General features: G+C 70.1%; 17 protein-coding genes. 9 read left to right on the forward strand and 8 right to left on the reverse strand.

Annotation, left to right across the window (positions count from 1 at the left end; translation table 11 throughout):
• Positions 1 to 45: 45 nt before the first annotated feature.
• The 3 genes from CXY76_RS06815 to CXY76_RS06825 all read left to right on the forward strand — a co-directional run bounded on the left by CXY76_RS06815 (position 46) and on the right by CXY76_RS06825 (position 1,774).
• Complete coding sequence (locus tag CXY76_RS06815) at positions 46 to 255, forward strand: hypothetical protein (RefSeq protein ID WP_104163496.1); 210 nt, start codon at positions 46 to 48, stop codon at positions 253 to 255.
• Positions 256 to 362: 107 nt separating this feature from the next.
• A complete protein-coding gene (locus tag CXY76_RS06820) occupies positions 363 to 1,184 on the forward strand; it encodes a DUF4097 family beta strand repeat-containing protein (protein WP_104163497.1) in 822 nt (273 codons plus the stop codon).
• Between the two features lie 35 nt (positions 1,185 to 1,219).
• Positions 1,220 to 1,774: an MOSC domain-containing protein gene (locus CXY76_RS06825; RefSeq protein ID WP_104163498.1), complete on the forward strand. Its 555-nt coding sequence runs from the start codon at positions 1,220 to 1,222 to the stop codon at positions 1,772 to 1,774.
• A gap of 239 nt (positions 1,775 to 2,013) precedes the next feature.
• Here CXY76_RS06825 and CXY76_RS06830 read toward each other — a convergent pair whose 3' ends face one another.
• Complete coding sequence (locus tag CXY76_RS06830; protein ID WP_104163499.1) at positions 2,014 to 2,880, reverse strand: DUF4433 domain-containing protein; 867 nt, start codon at positions 2,878 to 2,880, stop codon at positions 2,014 to 2,016.
• A gap of 264 nt (positions 2,881 to 3,144) precedes the next feature.
• Here CXY76_RS06830 and CXY76_RS06835 point away from each other — a divergent pair, with 264 nt between their 5' ends.
• The gene (locus CXY76_RS06835; protein WP_104163500.1) at positions 3,145 to 3,831 is read left to right on the forward strand and encodes a DedA family protein; all 687 of its coding nucleotides are present in this window, start codon (positions 3,145 to 3,147) and stop codon (positions 3,829 to 3,831) included.
• Here the strand turns inward: CXY76_RS06835 and CXY76_RS06840 are convergent.
• From CXY76_RS06840 to CXY76_RS06865, 6 genes are all read right to left on the reverse strand, one after another.
• Positions 3,793 to 4,296: a cupin domain-containing protein gene (locus CXY76_RS06840; protein WP_104163501.1), complete on the reverse strand. Its 504-nt coding sequence runs from the start codon at positions 4,294 to 4,296 to the stop codon at positions 3,793 to 3,795. The genes CXY76_RS06835 and CXY76_RS06840 overlap by 39 nt on opposite strands.
• Positions 4,297 to 4,454: 158 nt before the next feature.
• Positions 4,455 to 5,141, reverse strand: coding sequence for a GAP family protein (locus CXY76_RS06845; protein WP_104163502.1), 687 nt, complete (start codon positions 5,139 to 5,141; stop codon positions 4,455 to 4,457).
• Between the two features lie 22 nt (positions 5,142 to 5,163).
• The gene (gene cls, locus CXY76_RS06850; protein WP_104163503.1) at positions 5,164 to 6,618 is read right to left on the reverse strand and encodes a cardiolipin synthase; all 1,455 of its coding nucleotides are present in this window, start codon (positions 6,616 to 6,618) and stop codon (positions 5,164 to 5,166) included.
• 83 nt (positions 6,619 to 6,701) lie between these two features.
• Positions 6,702 to 8,246 carry a leucyl aminopeptidase gene (locus CXY76_RS06855; protein WP_104163504.1) on the reverse strand — a complete coding sequence of 515 codons (1,545 nt, stop codon included), beginning with the start codon at positions 8,244 to 8,246 and terminating at the stop codon, positions 6,702 to 6,704.
• A gap of 27 nt (positions 8,247 to 8,273) precedes the next feature.
• Positions 8,274 to 9,863, reverse strand: coding sequence for an SLC13 family permease (locus CXY76_RS06860; RefSeq protein WP_104163505.1), 1,590 nt, complete (start codon positions 9,861 to 9,863; stop codon positions 8,274 to 8,276).
• Between the two features lie 8 nt (positions 9,864 to 9,871).
• On the reverse strand, positions 9,872 to 11,716 hold the full coding sequence (locus CXY76_RS06865) for an MFS transporter (RefSeq protein WP_104163506.1): 1,845 nt from the start codon (positions 11,714 to 11,716) through the stop codon (positions 9,872 to 9,874).
• A gap of 266 nt (positions 11,717 to 11,982) precedes the next feature.
• Here CXY76_RS06865 and CXY76_RS06870 point away from each other — a divergent pair, with 266 nt between their 5' ends.
• From CXY76_RS06870 to CXY76_RS06880, 3 genes are all read left to right on the forward strand, one after another.
• Complete coding sequence (locus CXY76_RS06870) at positions 11,983 to 12,936, forward strand: helix-turn-helix transcriptional regulator (RefSeq protein ID WP_158253852.1); 954 nt, start codon at positions 11,983 to 11,985, stop codon at positions 12,934 to 12,936.
• Positions 12,937 to 13,049: 113 nt separating this feature from the next.
• Complete coding sequence (locus CXY76_RS06875; RefSeq protein ID WP_104163508.1) at positions 13,050 to 13,775, forward strand: META domain-containing protein; 726 nt, start codon at positions 13,050 to 13,052, stop codon at positions 13,773 to 13,775.
• A 14-nt stretch (positions 13,776 to 13,789) separates the two neighbouring features.
• Positions 13,790 to 14,122, forward strand: coding sequence for a DUF4190 domain-containing protein (locus CXY76_RS06880; RefSeq protein ID WP_104163509.1), 333 nt, complete (start codon positions 13,790 to 13,792; stop codon positions 14,120 to 14,122).
• 53 nt (positions 14,123 to 14,175) lie between these two features.
• On the opposite strand, the gene CXY76_RS06885 is transcribed toward CXY76_RS06880, so the two are convergent.
• Positions 14,176 to 15,033: a hypothetical protein gene (locus CXY76_RS06885; RefSeq protein ID WP_104163510.1), complete on the reverse strand. Its 858-nt coding sequence runs from the start codon at positions 15,031 to 15,033 to the stop codon at positions 14,176 to 14,178.
• A gap of 266 nt (positions 15,034 to 15,299) precedes the next feature.
• On the opposite strand from CXY76_RS06885, the gene CXY76_RS06890 reads away from it, so the two are divergent.
• Together CXY76_RS06890 and CXY76_RS06895 are read left to right on the forward strand one after the other, a co-directional pair.
• Positions 15,300 to 15,533, forward strand: a complete 234-nt coding sequence (locus tag CXY76_RS06890; RefSeq protein WP_104163511.1) for a hypothetical protein — start codon at positions 15,300 to 15,302, stop codon at positions 15,531 to 15,533.
• Entirely contained in the window at positions 15,526 to 16,527 is a 1,002-nt protein-coding gene (locus CXY76_RS06895) for a DUF2332 domain-containing protein (protein WP_233199619.1), read from the forward strand. The genes CXY76_RS06890 and CXY76_RS06895 overlap by 8 nt, the downstream gene beginning before the upstream one ends.
• The last annotated feature ends 35 nt before the right edge of the window (positions 16,528 to 16,562 follow it).

The following is a 16,562-nucleotide window of genomic DNA, read 5'->3' on the forward strand; positions in this document are numbered from 1 at the left end:
GCCCGGCGCCCGAAACGCCGACCGCCACAGAATGGATGCTTACCCATGAAATCCTGGTCGTTCACCACCTATACCGTCGCCGCGTTCGCCTGCAGCGGTTTCGCCGTGGCCCTCATGATCTTCAACGCCGCCACCGGCAACACAATGCTGACGACGCTGCTTCCCGTGGCGATCGGTGCCCTCGTGCTCGGCGGCATCCTCTCGGTGCGTGCCCGCGTGCTGCGCTACCGCGGCAGGGACATCACCAAGCGCTGACCCGGGTGCCATATCGAGGCGCCGGCAACCCTGCTAGCGTCCCCAACACGGATGCCTCGCGCGGCCCGGTCCGGCGCGCCCGGCGCCGTTGATCCGGGGAGCCTGCCATGACCGACACCTCAGCACTGCCACCGCCACCGCCACCGCCGGCCGGGAAGAACCCGACTCCCGTCTGGCGCATCCTGCTGTACGTCCTCATCCCGATCGTGGGGGCGCTCCTGCTCATCGCGGCGTTCGTGATCGCGCTGTGGGGCCGCAGCGGTCCGGTCGATCAGAGCGCCGACCTCGCGCCGGGCACCAGCCTGAGCGTGGAGCTGCCCAACGCCGTGATCGTGCTCGAACCGAGCACCGACGACGAGGTGCACGTGCGCATGACGGGTTCGTATTTCGGCAACGAGCCCACCCTCTCCGCCCACACCGATGGCGGCGTGACCGAGGTGCGCGGCGGCTGCCGGGCCCAGATCTTCTCCCGGTGCTCCGTGACGGTGACCGTGCAACTGCCCAAGGCGCTGCCGGTCACCGCGGCCGGTGAGAACGGCCGCATCGCCGCATCCGGGCTCACCGGCCGGGTCACCCTCACCACGACCAACGGCGTCATCGAGACCGACGGCACGGTTGGACCGGTCGACCTGCAGACCACCAACGGCGATATCCGGGTGACGGACGCCGTCTCGAAGTCCGTGGTCGCCGCCACCACCAACGGTTCGGTCACCCTGGCGTTCGTGGATGCCCCGGAGACTGTCGAGGCCGGCAGCACGAACGGGCAGATCACCGTGCGGGTGCCCGTCGACGACGTCAGCTACCGGATCACCGCACAGACCACCAACGGCACCGTGACCGACGACACCGTGCCCTCCGACAGCACGTCGCGCCGCTCCATCAGCGCGCGGACCACCAACGGCGGCATCACCATCGAAGCCACCCGCTAGTGCGCCGGCCGGGCCGGATCTGGCAGGATGGCGGCATGAGCGAGCAACAGACGGGCACCGTCGAGGCGGTGAGCCGGGACGACAGGCACCGGTTCAGCAAGCCGGTGGTGCCCAGCATCCGCCTGGTGGCCGGGTACGGCATCGAGGGCGACTCGCACGCCGGCGCCACGACCCAGCACCGTTACCTGATCCGCACCGACCCGACGCGGCCCAATCTCACCCAGGTGCACCTGATGCGCTCGGAGCTGCTGGCCGAGCTCGCGGCCGAGGGCTTCGACGTCTCCCCCGGCCAGCTCGGCGAGAACATCACCACCGTCGGCATCGACCTGCTGGCGCTGCCGTTGGGCACCCGGCTGCACCTCGGCAACGACGCCGTCGTCGAGGTCACCGGCATGCGCGACCCTTGCTCGATGATCGACAAGTTCCAGTCGGGCCTCAAGAAGACACTCAAGCACACGGATGACGCGGGCCGGATCGTGCGCAAGGCCGGCATCATGGGCATCGTCGTCGCCGACGGCACCGTGCTGCCCGGCGACACGCTGCGCGTGGAGTTGCCCGCCGGTGAGCCGCAACCCCTGGGCGTCGTCTAATTCAACCGTGCCGGCTGGGCGCCCGGCTGCCGAGTGCGTGGCTGCCGAGTGCGTGGCTGCCGAGTTGCCGGAAAGTGCCCCCAACACCCTCCCGCAAGGGCGCTTTGCGGCAACTCACGCAAGAACTCCATTGTGAGTTGCCGGAAAGTGCCCCCAAAACGCTCCCGAAAGGGCGGCTTGCGGCAACTCGGTGCCGCACGAGGGCATCCGGGACGGACACCGGCGCCCCGGCCTGGCGGTTAGAGCTCTTCGGTGGGGTGGAACCACGGCGGGTACACGGCGACCTTGGGCTTGTGGCTCAGGGTGGCGAGGATCGGCTTGACCGCATCCCGCACTCTATCGTTGGCCACGCCGATCAGCGTGATCAGGCCGAACGGCACCTCGCCCGGCACGAGCAGCTCGGCCTTGAGGATCGCATCGGAGTCGAGGTCGGCGCGCAGCGTCTGCAGCATCCGGTCGGCCGAGTCGGCCGTGGCGCCGAAGCGGGTGGCGGTGAACGCGGCGTCGCCATCCGTCACGGCGAAGTGGGTGGCGGACGGGTCGGCGGCCGCGGCGACCTGCGCGTCGAGCACCTTCTTGACCGTCGAGACCAGGATCACGAAGTCGTACGCGGCGGCGTCGTGGGCGTCGTCGGACAGGCGCGGGTCGAGGGACTGCGCGCGGATGTTCTCCCAGACCAGGGCGTTGGGCGAGAGGAAGAAGGGCACGTGGTCGGCGACGGCGAGGCTGTCGGCGCCGGAGACGCGGGCGTCACGGCGGGCGCTACGGTTTTCCGGCGACGAGATGTCGACGACGGGACGGTCGGCCCAGTCGGCGCTGGTGTCGGCCAGGAGCCGGCCGGTGGCGAGGATGCCGGGCAGGTTGCGGATGTGGGTGAGGTGGTAGATCCGCTGCTCACCGACCTTGTCGTCGTGGCGTTTGGTGCGAGCGGTGCCCGTGGTGATCGGGGCGACGATGGTGCGCAGCGCCGTCGGCGCCTCGGGGGTGCGGGCTCGGCTGGCACGCGGGGCGCGGGCAGCGGGCACGGTCGGTGCGACGGGGGCGGCGGGTGGGAAACACAGGGCGCACAGCTCCCCGTCCAGTCCGTGGATGCATTCCTCGTTCACAACTCAACCTTTCGTGTGCGTAGGCTCGACCGCGTCGGGTTCGACGGACATGTGCCTACCTATCTAAGTTACGGTCATTTCGCCGGTCGTGGTGACACATCCGGGGCCATCCGGGGGTGATCCGGTGACGATCCGGACCCAACCGGGTCACTGACCCCCTGACGAGGCCGCAGAACGCTGCGGCGGCCCGGATCATCCCAACGGTGCAGCGAATCGTCCCTCCGACCGACGCGGGCGCCGCACGGCTCTCCTTACCGTGAGGACATGCCTGCCTTTGATGCCCTCAACGACCTCGTCCTCGCCCTGGCCGGGTCGGCTTGGGTCTACCCTGTCGTGTTCCTCTGTGTGGTCATCGACGGCTTCTTCCCGCCGCTTCCCAGCGAGACGGTGGTCGTGGCGCTCGGCGCCCTGGCCGTCTCCGCCGGAACGCCGAACCTCGGCTGGCTCATCGGCGTGGTCGCGGTGGGCGCCGTGCTCGGCGACAGCATCGCCTACCTGATCGGTCGCCGGATCGGCCTGACTCGCTTCGGCTGGCAGCGCCGCCCCGGCGCGGTGCGGATCGCTACCAGGGCGCGCACGGCCCTGCTGAGCCGGCCGGCATCGCTGCTGCTCACGGCCAGGTACATCCCCGTCGGCCGGGTCGCCGTGAACATGACCGCGGGCGCCACGGGCTTTCCATTGCGCCGGTTCGTTTCCTTCGCAGCTCTCGGCGGGCTCGGCTGGGCCACCTACTCGGTGCTGGTCGGCGTGCTCGCCGGCGCGTGGCTGCGGCACAACCCGCTGCTGGGCGCGATGCTTGCCGTGGCCGTTGCCCTGCTGCTGGGCGTGCTCATCGACGCCATCGTGCTGCGGGTCGTGCGCCGGCGGGCCGGCGTCCCCACCCGGGCGTCAGCGCCGGCGCCGCACCGGGAGCTACTCCATCGTGAAGTCGGCGAAGTCGAAGCCGGGTGACACCAGGCAGCTCACCAGGGCGTCCTCCTCGCTGGGCACGGTGCGCTGCCAGACATCCGCCGGGATGATCACCTGGCTGTGCTCGCCGCGCAGCAGCCGGCCGCCGAGGACCGGGCTGGTCTCGGTGTCGGGTTCGTCGCCGTCGCCGCCGAGTTCCAGGTGCACGGCGCCCTGGCCGTTCCAGATCCAGATCTCGCTGGAGGACAGCCGGTGCCAGGCAGAGAATTCTCCGGCCGGCAGCAGAAAGTGGATGAGCGTGGCCGCCGGACGCATCCGTTCGGAGCCGTCGGCATCCGTGAGTGTCACCGGCACCGGCGACGTCCAGGTGCGCCGGTACCAGCCGCCCTCCGGATGCGGTTCCAGGCCCAGTTCGATCGCCAGCGCCGGGCGCTCCAGGCGTTCGATGAACTCGCCGGCGGCCGTGCGGCGGGTGGCGAGGCGGCTGTTTCGGTCCTGTGCGGCCATCGGTGGTCTCCATCGTCGAGGGCGGGGGGGCATAACTCCTGCAATTCTCCTCGCACGCCGGCGTCCGCCGCGTCGTTCCGCGGAGACCGATGCGGTGCCCGAATTTCAGCAGGAGTTATGCTCAGCCCGGCTGGCCGGCTGGCCGCCCAGCGGCCGGCTCAGCGGAACAGCTGGCCGGCCCACTCACCGAGGCCGACCAGCACCAGGAAGACGCCGAGCAGCAACACCGTGATGACCGTGATCACCGGCATGTTGCGCACCAGCCAGCCGCGCAGGCGCACCAGCTTCTCCCGCACAGCGGGGCCGCCGAACGCGTAGGCGAGCACCGGGCCGAGCATGGTGATGGAGGCCAGCGCGGTGAACACGGCCACCGAGATCACGATGCCGGTGGGGTCGGAGTGGGCGCCCAGGATCACCACCCCGGCGGCGGCGGCCATCACCAGATTCTTCGGCCGGAACGCGGCGTAGCCGACGCCGATGATGGTCGCCCGCACCGGGGTCAGCCGGTCCAGCGCGTTCAACCAGCGTGGCAGCGGCACCTCTGCGCCGCGCTGCGGCCGGTCATGCCACTGCACCAGGCCCAGCACGATCAGAATGATGCCGAGCAGCAACGGCACCGCCACCTGCAGCGTGCGGGTGCCGACCGACCTGTCGTGCGGCAGCAGCGACGACAGGAGCGCCAGCAGGGTGGCCGAGAACAGCACCCCGATGAACCAGCCGATGCTGAACCCCGCCGCCGCCTTGAATCCGTCGGGGGCGAGCAGGATCAGCAGCAGTCCCGCCAGCGGCAGCGGACTGAGCGCGATGGTCAACGCCAGCGGCAACAGCTGGCCCCACTCGTTCACCCGCGCACCTCCCCTTCTCCAGCTATTGCAGCGACGAGGTCAGTCGGGCCAGGTTGTCGAACACCTTGGCGCTGGCCGGCCTGTTGAGCCAGTCGGCCAGCTCGAGCCTGCTGCTGTTGGCCCGGTAGCCGTCCTGCACCACCCGCATCCGCCGCACGAATTCGGCGCCGTGCACAAGCACCGACACCTCCATGTTCAGGCTGAACGAGCGGATGTCCATATTGCTCGACCCCACCACCGACACGTCGTCGTCGATGGTGAAGTGCTTCGCGTGCAGCACCGTGGGCTCCGCATAGAGGTAGATCGACACTCCCGCCCGCAGCAGCTCCTCGTAGTACGACCGTTGCGCGTGGTACACCAGCGCCTGGTCGCCGATGTGGGAGGCGAACAGCTCCACCTCCACCCCGCGCGACGCCGCCGTGACGATGGCCAGCATCGTCGATTCCTCCGGCACGAAGTAGGGGCTGGTGATGCTGACCCGGTGCTCGGCCTTCTGGATGAGCATGGCGTAGAGCTTGAGGTTGTTGTCGTTCTCAAAGCTCGGGCCGCTCGGCAGTACCTGGGCGTCGAGCAGGTCAGGGGCGGGGTCGAGCACGATGGGCGACGTGTCGAAGGGCAGGATCTCATCGGTTTCGCTGAACCAGTCGGCGAGGAACACGGCGTTCAGCTCGCGCACCGCCGGCCCCTCGATGCGCATCATCAGCTCGTGCCAGCGCAGTCCACGCTTGAGGTTGCCGGGCTTGAGGTAGGTGGCGTCGATCATGTTCTGCGAACCGCTGAAACCCAGCCGCCCGTCGACGACGAGGAGTTTGCGGTGGTTGCGCATGTCCGGCCGGCGCCACTGGCCCTTCCAGAACCGCAGCGGCAGCAGCGCATGCCACTCGGCACCCATCGATGTGAACGCCGCGATGGTCTCCTTGCGGCGCGGCAGCATCAGGCAGGCGAGGTAGTCGGAGAGCACCTTGACCTGCACGCCGCGTTGGATCGCCCGGGCCAGGGCGTCGAAGAACGGCTGGGTGACGGTGTCGAGCACCAGGATGTAGAACTGCACGTGCACGAACTCGGTGGCCTCGTCGACGGCCTCCACCATCCGCTTGATGGAGTCCTCGTAGTCCGGCAGCAGCTCCACCCGGTTGCCGCCCACCATGGGCAGCGCACCGAGGTTGCGGTTCAGCCGCACGGCCGAGCCGAGCCAGGCCGGCCACTCGTCGCGGTGGCTCACCTGGTCCAGGCCCTCGGTGCGGGCCAGGATCAGCTGATTCACCTCGTGCTGCTTCTCACGGCGGGCCTTGGGCAGCCGCCCCACACCCACCAGCAGGAAGATCAGCACGCCGAGGTAGGGGATGAAGATGATCGCCAGCACCCAGGCGATGGCCGCGGACGGCCGACGGTTGGCCGAGACGTACACCGTGGCGATGAGCACGAGCAGGGCGTGCAGCGCCACGAGCAGCCAGGCACCGACCTGAAAATCCACCATCGTTCCTCCTTAGTGCTGTGTGCTGCGGTACGGCGCGGTGCGCGAGGTCAACAGGGTGGACTCGACGTGAACGTACACCAGCATCACGCCATCGGGGCTCCGGGGCTCACCGGCCTGAACCGCAGGGCGAGTTCCAGCAGCAGCCGGGTGCCGAATCCGGTCGCCCCCTGGCTGCGCCAGGACTCGTCCTTGTCGGCCTGCATGGTCCCGGCGATGTCCACATGCGCCCACGGGATGTCTCCCACGAACTCGGCCAGGAACAGCGCGGCCGTGGTGGCCCCGGCGTACTTGCCGCCCATGTTCGACAGGTCGGCGACCTCGGAGTCCAGTTGCGGTCGGTAGCGCTTCTCCAGCGGCAACTGCCAAAGCGATTCGTCGGCCTCCCGCCCGGCGGCCACGGCTTGGTCGACGAGCGGCTGGCTGGTGCCGAACACGGCGGCGGTGTGCTGGCCCAGCGCCATCAGCGCCGCCCCGGTGAGGGTGGCGATGTCCACGATCGCGTCCGGCGATTCCTCGCCGGCCAGCACCAGCGCATCCGACATCACCAACCGGCCTTCGGCGTCGGTGTTCTTGACCTCCACGGTGGTGCCGCCGCGGATGTGCAGCACGTCGCCCAATTTCATCGCCGAGCCGGAGGGCATGTTGTCGGTGCACATCAGGAACGCGGTGACCTGGGTGGTGCAGCCCAGGTCCTTCAGCGCCGTCAGGACGCCGAGCACCGCCGCGGCTCCGGCCATGTCCATCTTCATCGCCAGGTGCATGGGGTCGGAGGGCTTGAGGGAGATGCCGCCGGAGTCGTACATGATGCCCTTGCCCACGATGGCCAGCCGGGCCGGTGCCACCGCCAGGGCGGGGTCCGGCCGGTAGACCAGCTTGATGATGCGCGGTTCCTCGACGCTGCCCGCGTTGACGCCGAGCAGACCGCCGCAGCCCAGCTCGATGATCTGGGCCTTGTCGAAGATCGTCGCCTCCAGGTCACGGTCGGCGCCGAGCCGCACCGCGAGGTCGGCGAGGTCGGTGGCGGTGAGGTGGCTCGGCGGGGTGTTCGCCAGGTCGCGGGCCAGGTTGGTGGCGCGGGCGAGGATCTCGCCCCGGTGGGCGCCGTCGGCCACCGCGCCGGCCTGCTCCGGCGCGACCACGATGTCGAGCGAGATGAGGGGCACGTGGCGGCTGGATGGTTTCACCACGGTGTACCGATAGCGCGCGAGCAGCACGCCCTCCGTGATCAGCTGCCCGACCCGCTCGGGCGGCAGGGGCATGACACCCGGGTGCAGGCCGACCCGGGGGTGCCGGTGCGCGGCCCTGGCAAAGGTGGCGGCGGCATCCCGCAGGCTCGCGTCGGTGACCTCCTCGGCGGGGCCGGTGCCCACCAGGTAGAGCTGCGGGCCGGACTGCTGCGGCACCAGCAGCGACTGGCCCGGGTTGGCGTCGAAGCCGAGCCCGGCGAGCGCCTCGCGGGGCACCGTCACTGTGTCGGGCAGGTCCCCGGTGGGCCCGACGAGGTAGCCGACGGCATCCAGGCCCACCGACACCTCGCTGACCACCAGCACGCCCACCGCGTTTGCCGGGTCGAGGGAGGGTGCCGCGGTGAACGACTCTGGAATGAGTTTGTGCGATCCGAGGGACATGCGGGGCTCCTAGGGTTGGGCGAACGGTCAGGGGTGGAAGGGCCAGAAGACGGGCACCAGCAGGGTCGCGACGGCGAGGAAGAGCGCCACCAGGGGCAGGCCGAGCTTCCAGTAGTCGCCGAAGCGGTAGGCGCCGGGACCGAGCACCATGGTGTTGGCGGGTGTGGCCACCGGGGTGAGGAACGACGCGGCCGCGGCGACGGCGACGCCCATCAGCAGCGGCAGCGCCGAGATGCCCGTTTCGCCGGCGATGGCGATCGCGATGGGCGCCACGATCAGGGCGGTGGCCATGTTGCTGATCAGTTGGCCGAGGATCACGGTGACCACAGCGATGCCCAACAGGAGCAGCACAGGGCTCGGCTCCCCCGCCGGGCCGATCCGGCCCACCGCGTCGACCAGTCCCGCGGCCAGGAGGTCGGCCGCGCCGCTGACCTGGATGGCGGTGGACAGCGGGATCATGCCGCCCACCAGGATCAGGGTGGTCCAGGCCATCGACCGGTGCGCCTGTGGCACGGTGAGCACTCGCAGCAGCACCATGGCGCACGCGGCGAGCAGCGCCGCCACCGCCGGCGGCACCAGCCCGGTGGCCAGCAGGATCACCATGCCGGCCAGCACGATCAGGGCCGGCTTGGCCCGCGGTCCCATCGGCACGGCTTGGCGGCGGATGCTGTCCGGCTCGTCGACCACGATGACGTCGGGGTCGCCGGAGGTGGTCTCCAGTGCGTCCCAGGTTCCGCGGAGCAGCAGCAGGTCGCCCGGCACCAGCACGGTCTCGGTGAGGTCGTCGCCGCTGCGCTGGATGGCCACCACGACGAGCCGGCCGCTGTCGGTGACCATGCCGGTGAACACGTGTTCGCCCACGAACGGCGACCGTGGCGGCACCAGCACCTCGGTGAGGCCGACCTCCCGGTTGAGCAATCCGGCCGGCCCGCCGTCGGCGGGCAGCCGGTACTGGTCCGCGAGGGTCTGCGCGTGCGCGCTGAGGTCGCGCGGAGCGGAGACCGCGGCGCGGTCGGGCAGCAGCCGGCCGCCGAACAGCACAGTGATCAGGATTGTGCCGGTCACCAGCGGCAGCCCCACCAGCCCGAACTCGAAGAAGCCGAACGCCCGCTCGCCGCTGTCCACCGCCAGTTCGGAGACGAGCACGTTCACCGGGGTTCCCGTCAGGGCCAGCAGCGACCCCGCGTGGGCGCCGAACGCGAGGGGCATCAGCATCCGTGACGGGGGCTGACGGATGCGCATGGCCAGAACCACCACCATCGGCAGCAGCGCGGCGACGGCGCCGTTCACGCTGATCAGCGCGGTGACCACGGCCACCAGCAGCATCACCAGCACCAGCAGCCGGCGCCGGCTGGTGCCGGCGCGCGCAACCAGCCGCTGGCCGGCCCAGGTGGTCAGGCCCGTGGCGTCGAGGGCCTCGCTCACCACGAAGAGCGCGGCGATGAACACGATCACCGGGTCACCGAAGCCGGCCAGGGTCTGCTCGAAGGTCAGCACTCCCGTGGCGAACAGGGCCAGCGCCACCCCGATCGCCACGATCTCCACCGGCAGCCGGTTCCAGACGAAGAGCACTACGGCGACTGCAAGCACCACCAGGGTCACCGCGATGGGGTCCACGGGTCGGCCTACTCCCCTGCGGCGGCGTGGCGCGGTGCGGGGTGCGGCGCTGCTGGGTGCGGAGCGGTGGCGTCCGGCGCGGCACCGTCCGCCGCGGTGCCCTCGGCCGCGGCGCCGTCGGCCTCGGCCGGGTCGGGCTCCGCGCCGCTGGAGAGCACCGGGGGGATGTCGCCTGGCCGGTAGTCGGGCATCCGGCCGGCGGGGATGATGGCCAGCAGCGCGACGCCGGCCAGGCCGAGCAGGGAGATCTTCAGNCGGTAGTCGGGCATCCGGCCGGCGGGGATGATGGCCAGCAGCGCGACGCCGGCCAGGCCGAGCAGGGAGATCTTCAGGGCCAGCAACCGGGCAGCCGCGTTGATCAGCACGGCCTCGTCGACCTGTTCCTGGGTGGCGGTGGTGTCGCTGAGCACCTCCTCCAGCCGCTCGTTGGTGACGAAGTTCACACTGTCGAGCGGCACCTGTGCCGTGAGTTCCGGCGGCAGGGTGGGGCTGTCTGTCACGCTCGTGTTGATCAGGGCGCTGAGCAGGCCCACCGCGAAGACGCTGGCCACGGCGATGCCGATGCTGCCGGAGATGTTGTGCACCAGGCCCCGCCAGGCGCCCACGTCGCCGGCGAGCCGTTTGGGCGCGGCCGAGAGCAGGGTGTTGAACACCAGTGCCACGATCGCGCCCTGGCCCAGGCCCAGGATAATGAGGCCGAGGATCACGACGAACTGTTCCCACTCGTTTCGGATGGTGAAGGCGAGCAGGGTGAGGCCGAACGCCACCACCACGAAGCCGACCCTGGCGATGGTGTGCGGCGGGTATCGGCGGTACAGGGTGGCGACGAGCGTGCTGGCGAGGAAGATCGACAGAGTGTACGGGATGATCGCGATCGACGTCTGGAAACTCGACCGGCCTTGCACGATCTGGATGTAGAGCGGGATCAGGAAGTTCGCCGCCGTGCCGACGAAGAGCATCGCCGCCATCGCGAAGGTGGTCGCCTTCTCCGACCCCGATTTGAGAACCTCGAGGTCGAAGATCTGCGGCCGGTGGGCGGCCTTCTGCCGGCGCAGCCAGACGAAGAAGACCTGGCCGATGATGGCGCCGAAGATGATCAGGATGGGCGCCGGAGAGACACCGAGGATGCTGAACGGGGCCGCGTCGGTGGCCAGCACCACGCCCCAGGTGTTGAGCCCGCTGAAGCCGAAGCTGAGCAGGATGATGGCCCCTGCCGCGAGCAGCGCCCCCACCCAGTCGATGGTGACCTCCGTCTGCGGCGGCACCACCTTGAGCCGGAAGCTGAGCAACAGGTTCACGCCGGCGAGCACCACGATGAGCGCGAAGGAGTACCGCCAGCCGATCGTCGACGCGAAGGTGCCGGCGATGAGCAGGGCGAGCACGCCGGCGGCCGGGATGGCGGCGGCCAGGTAGCCGATCGCCTTGGCCTGCTGCTCGCCGTGGAAGTTCGCCGCGATGAACACCACCAGCGCCGGGGCGATGAGGGCGATCACCGCGCCGGAGGCGGCCTGGGCCACGAAGAGCATGGCCGGGGAGACGCTGAGCGCCACGGCGGCCATCGCCAGGCCGTGGATGACCACGGCGATCTGGAACACCCGGCGGGAGCCGAACTTGGCGCCGACCTTGGCACCGAGCAGGATGAACGCCGCCATCGCGAAGGTGCCGGCGGTGATGGCCGTTCCGACACTGGTGGCCGGCGTGTCGAGGTCGGTGGTGATGCCCTGCATCGACACCGTGAGCGCATTCACGGCGAAAGAGGCCTGGATCTGGGTGAGTACCACCACGATCAGCGGCAGCCAGGAGGCCGTCGGTGGTGGCGCCGTCGGGCTCTCCGGCAGGGTGTGTGCGGCCATGGTTATTGATCCCCTCGCTCACCCGGTCACTCACCCGGCCTGAATGAGAGTCACCATAAGACCGGGAATTCGGCCGGTGCAGAATCTGGCGCGAGTCTGCCTAACCGCTGGCGCAAAATTGCCCAATGTGGGCCACCTCCGTTGCCGGGACCGGTGTCTCGCAGTACCGTGCTGCGTGAATTCACGTCAGGACCAGGGCCGCTGTTCGCGGCGCCGCTCAGACCAACCGGGGGTGCACCATGTGGGTACCGATTCCCGTCGGAGCCATGCAGCACATCATTGCCCAGGCCGGTCCGGTTCCGCTGCCCGACCGGGCGGTGACCGCGCTGGCCCGGCGGTTCTTCGTGCCGGAGTCCACGGTGTTCCACTTCTCGGCGAAGCGGCGCCTGATCGGGCAGACCTCGGTGACTCTCACCACGCAGTCGCCGTTCCGGTTCGACGGCAGCACCGAGGTGGCCCCGAATCTTCTGAACGTGGTGTTCCTGCTCAACGGGCTGATGGGCATCCGGATCGGCGGCGGCCCGGTGCGCACCCTGCGCCCGATCAGCGGCTACACGGTGCCGGGCTGGGACTCCGTGACGCTGGAAAGCACCGAAATGACCCGCGGTCTCGCCATCCAGCTGCCGCAGTCCCGGCTCGCCGAACGCGGGGTGCGCGTGCGCAGCGACCACCAGCCGATCGACGATTCCGGCTCGCTCGGTCTGCCGTTGCGGCTGTTCGCGCTGTCGATCGTCGACAGCGCCTGGTCGCCCAGCGGCGTGGGCACCCTGATGGTGGAGCGCACCATCGAGGACCTCGTGGTGGGCCTGCTACTGGAGGCCGACGGTTATGCGATGGACAGTGAGGACCTGCGCACGGGCCTGCGGGTGCGGGCGCGCAGTCAGATAGATGCGCGGCACCGGGACCCCGACCTCACCCCGGCGACCCTGGCCGCGCAGCTTGGCGTCTCGTTGCGGCACCTGCAGCGGGCCTTTGAGGGCAGCGGCGGCACCGTGGCCCACGAGATCGTCCGGGCGAGGGCCGAATCGGCCGCGGTGCTGCTGACTATGCCGCATTCCTCGGGCCTGACGATTGCGGATGTGGCGGCCAGGGCCGGGTACAGCTCCACCTTCGAGCTGCGGGCCGGCTTCAAGGCGCGGTATGCCATGCTTCCCTCGGAGTATCGAAGCCATCAACTGGTTCCCGGTGCCGAGCGCAGTTCCGCGCCTCGGGATGCGTGATTCCGCGTCAGCTTCCCCTGCCCGGGGCTGGCTGACTCCATAGTGAGCAGAACAGCAGCTCGCTCCACCCGCACTCACCCAGTGCATGTTCCCCAGCCGAGAGGTCTCCTGTCATGGCACCCCATCCCTCCGCCCGGTTTCTTGCCGCCGCGGCCCTTCTGCTGGTCGTCGCCGGCTGCACCATCCAAACGCCGAACGCGGCCTCCCCGTCGGGCACGGTACAGCCCGGCGCTCTCGTGGGCACCTGGGTGCTCGACGAGACCTTCGACAGCCCGGAGCAGCCGTACATCTCCTTCGTGCAGGACAACACCTGGAGCGCCTCCGACGGCTGCAACCGGGTGCAGGGCACCTGGGAGGTCGACGCCGACGGCACCCTGACCACGACCTCCGGCCCCCAGACGATGATGGCGTGCCCCGGCGCCCAGCTGCCGCTGGCGGTCAGCCGCGGCACCCGGGTTCAGGTGGACGGTGACACGCTGGTCATCCACAGTTCGTTCGACTCGACCGAGACCACCCTGGTGCGGTCCACCGACAGCACCGTGGGCCCGCAGGGGCTCCCGATCGGCTACTGGGTGGAGTCGAACACCCCGACGGCGCCGTTCCTCTCGATCGAGGCCGACGGCACCTACTCCGGCAACGACGGCTGCAACGTGCTCACCGGAGCGTGGGAGCAGGCCGATGACGAGGCGATTCTCTTCACCGGCGGCGCGACGACGCTGATGGCCTGCGAGGGCGTGGACCAGTGGTTGAACCAGGCCGCCCAGGGCCGGGTGCAGGCCGGCGTGATGACGCTGCAGGCCGCCGACGGCACCGTGCTCGGCCAACTGACGGCCCGCTAGGGAAGAGGCAGCGCATGGGCACCTATCCGATCACCATCGTGCTCATCGTGGGCGGCGCGATCGCGCTGGTGTTCCTGCTGCGGTTCGGCATCCGCCAGAACGCCGCCGCTGCCGCCATCGACCCGAACCCGGATGCGACGGGAGCGCTGGCCGTGCTCAGCTTCGTGCTGGCGCTGATCCTGCCGCTGATCGGGGTGGTGCTGGGCCATGTCACCCTGTCCCGCATTGCGCGCGGCGAGGCCAGCGGGCGCACCTTCGCCTACGCGGCACTGTGGGTGGGCTACCTGCTGCTCGCCCTGGAGCTGGGCGTGATCGTCTTTCTGTACCAGAACAACTACTGGACCTGACCGGCGCCGTGGCGAGTTGCCCACCTGGGCAACTCGCCGGGGGTGGGGCTGGTTTAGTACCAGTTCATCGCCTGCGAGTGCGACCAGGCGGCGCACGGGGTGCCGTAGGAGCCGTTGATGTACTCGAGTCCCCAGGCGATCTGGGTGCTGGCGTTCGTGGCCCAGTCCGAGCCGGCCGAGGCCATCTTGCTGCCGGGCAGCGCCTGCGGGATGCCGGTGGCCCCGCCGTCACCGTTGTAGGCCGTGTACGACCAGTTGGATTCCTTCTCCCACAGCTGTGCCAGGCAGGAGAACTGCGACGCTCCCCAGCCGTACCGTGACGAGGCCAGGCTCGCGGCGGTGGCCTTGGCCCCGGCGGGGGTGTTGCCGCCGGCGACGGCCTGGGCCGCGGCCTGGGCCTCGGCGGCAGCCTGGGCGTCGGCGGCGGCCTGCGCTGCTGCGGCCTCCGTGGCAACCCGGTCCGCTTCGACGGCGGCGGCCTGCACGGACGCGGTCTGCTCCTTGGCCTGCGAGGTGAGCTCGGTCACCTCGGCCAGCGGCATCGAGATGTAGCCGGCCAGTGTGCTGGAGGTGGTCGACAGGGCGGACGCATCCACCTTGTCCACGGCGGCATCGAGCGCGGTGTCGGCGTCGACCAGGGCCACGGATGCGGCGAGGTGGGTCTTGCTGATGGCCGCGGCCTTGGCGGCGGCACGGTCGTCGCGCTCCTGCTGGGCCTGCTGCTGCTGGTCGGCGACAGCCGACTGCACAGTGAAACCGGTGCCGGTCACGACCCCGGCGAGCACGAGGCCGCCGGCGAGGAGGGTGAGACGCTTGCTGCGGGAGCGGCTCTTGCGCTCGGCGCGGGTACTACGGGTGCTGCTGGTACTGGGGATTTCGGGCGTGGCGTTCAGAGAGTTATCGGGGCGCATAGACTTCCAGGTCGTGTCGTGGTGCGCTCCATCGGGCACGCTTACTAATTGGGTTGGCCCACGCGCGTGGATCGGCGTCGGGCAAGCGGCCTAGCCTGCCCAAGCTACCTGAACGGAACCTCACTTTTTCCTGCCAAACCCATGTGAACGGGAGCCGCACGGCGGCCCGAACGGTGCCGATTTGTCCATGAGAATGCCCGGCCAGCGGGCTATTCGCACCGCGTGCCGCCAAGAGCGGCAAATGCCGGGTGGGGTACCGTAAAAAGATGCCCACAACAGATCACACTCCGCAGGCCCCCGCCTCCTCCGCTGGGGCCGGGGCTCCCACCAGCGCCGACCGTCTCATCGCGGCAATCGAGAGCATCAACGACGTCGACGTCGCCAACGCCCCCGAAGCCGACCGGGCGGCCGTGCTCGAGCTCATCGACATCATCAACGACGAGCAGCGCTCCAGCCTGCTGTTCGCCCTACTCCTGGAGCGCATCCGCACCGGTGCCTGACCTCCCCCGGACGCCCACCGAGCAGCGCGCCCTGGACCTGGAGAAGACCGCCGACTGGTACCGGCGCTTCCGGCTGTTCGAGACTCCGGGTCAGTCCGGGCTCTACGCCGACTGGGCCGGCGGGGTCGAGGGCGATGCCGAGGTCCTTGCCCTGCTCATCACTCTGCCGCGGCCCAAACGCCAGCCGAACCTGATCTTCGCCTGCGCGCGCCTGCTCGGCGCACCGCTGTCGGGTTATCCGGTCTTCCGCCGCTGGCTTCTCGAGCACTGGCCGGCGGTCGCCGCCGAGGCGCGGGTGCGCGCCACCCAGACCAACGAGCCGCGCCGCCTCACCGCGATCATGCCGGTCCTCGCCTCGATCGGCCCGCGGGTGGCCCTGATCGAGGTCGGCGCCAGCGCGGGACTCTGCCTCTACCCCGACCGGTACAGCTACGACTATTCAGGCCGGCGGGTGGATCCGGCCGACGGACCCAGCCCGGTACTGCTCGCTGCCGAGACCACCGGGCCGGTGCCGCTCCCGGAGCATCCGCCCGAGGTCGTCTGGCGCGCCGGCCTCGACCTGAATCCGTTGGACGTGCACGACCCCGAGGACGTGCGCTGGCTGGAGACTCTCGTCTGGCCCGAACAGACCGAGCGTCGCCGTCGACTGGATGCGGCGATGGCGATCGTGCGCCGGGACCCACCGCTGCTCGTGGGTGGGGACGCCGCCCAGGATCTCGAGGCGCTGGTCGCGCGCGCGCCGGACGGAGTGCCGCTGGTCATCGTCAGTCCCGCGGTTTTGGTCTACCTGGCTCCCGCGCAGCGGGCGGCCTTCGCGGATGCCGTGACCGGCTTCGGCCGCTGGATCTCGCTGGACGGCGTCGGTGTGCTGCCCCGAGTCGACGCGCTGCTGCCGGAGACACCGGTGCCGGGCGACTTCATCGTCTCCCTCGACGGCCGGCCCCTCGCCCGGTGCGGTGCGCACGGACAGACCCTCGACTGGATCGTCGGCTAGGCCTGCCGCTCATCGGGCACGCTTCTAAGATGGCG

The sequence above is a fragment of the Cryobacterium sp. N22 genome (assembly GCF_002929555.1).
In the GTDB taxonomy this organism is placed as follows: Bacteria; Actinomycetota; Actinomycetes; order Actinomycetales; family Microbacteriaceae; genus Cryobacterium.

Excerpts from the sequence above, each read along its gene's own strand:
- CXY76_RS06815 (WP_104163496.1), top strand. The coding sequence starts at position 46 with ATGAAATCCTGGTCGTTCACCACCTATACCGTCGCCGCGTTCGCCTGC.
- CXY76_RS06820 (WP_104163497.1), top strand. The coding sequence starts at position 363 with ATGACCGACACCTCAGCACTGCCACCGCCACCGCCACCGCCGGCCGGG.
- CXY76_RS06825 (WP_104163498.1), top strand. The coding sequence starts at position 1,220 with ATGAGCGAGCAACAGACGGGCACCGTCGAGGCGGTGAGCCGGGACGAC.
- CXY76_RS06835 (WP_104163500.1), top strand. The coding sequence starts at position 3,145 with ATGCCTGCCTTTGATGCCCTCAACGACCTCGTCCTCGCCCTGGCCGGG.
- CXY76_RS06840 (WP_104163501.1), bottom strand. The coding sequence starts at position 4,296 with ATGGCCGCACAGGACCGAAACAGCCGCCTCGCCACCCGCCGCACGGCC.
- cls (WP_104163503.1), bottom strand. The coding sequence starts at position 6,618 with ATGGTGGATTTTCAGGTCGGTGCCTGGCTGCTCGTGGCGCTGCACGCC.
- CXY76_RS06855 (WP_104163504.1), bottom strand. The coding sequence starts at position 8,246 with ATGTCCCTCGGATCGCACAAACTCATTCCAGAGTCGTTCACCGCGGCA.
- CXY76_RS06870 (WP_158253852.1), top strand. The coding sequence starts at position 11,983 with ATGCAGCACATCATTGCCCAGGCCGGTCCGGTTCCGCTGCCCGACCGG.
- CXY76_RS06875 (WP_104163508.1), top strand. The coding sequence starts at position 13,050 with ATGGCACCCCATCCCTCCGCCCGGTTTCTTGCCGCCGCGGCCCTTCTG.
- CXY76_RS06880 (WP_104163509.1), top strand. The coding sequence starts at position 13,790 with ATGGGCACCTATCCGATCACCATCGTGCTCATCGTGGGCGGCGCGATC.
- CXY76_RS06885 (WP_104163510.1), bottom strand. The coding sequence starts at position 15,033 with ATGCGCCCCGATAACTCTCTGAACGCCACGCCCGAAATCCCCAGTACC.
- CXY76_RS06890 (WP_104163511.1), top strand. The coding sequence starts at position 15,300 with ATGCCCACAACAGATCACACTCCGCAGGCCCCCGCCTCCTCCGCTGGG.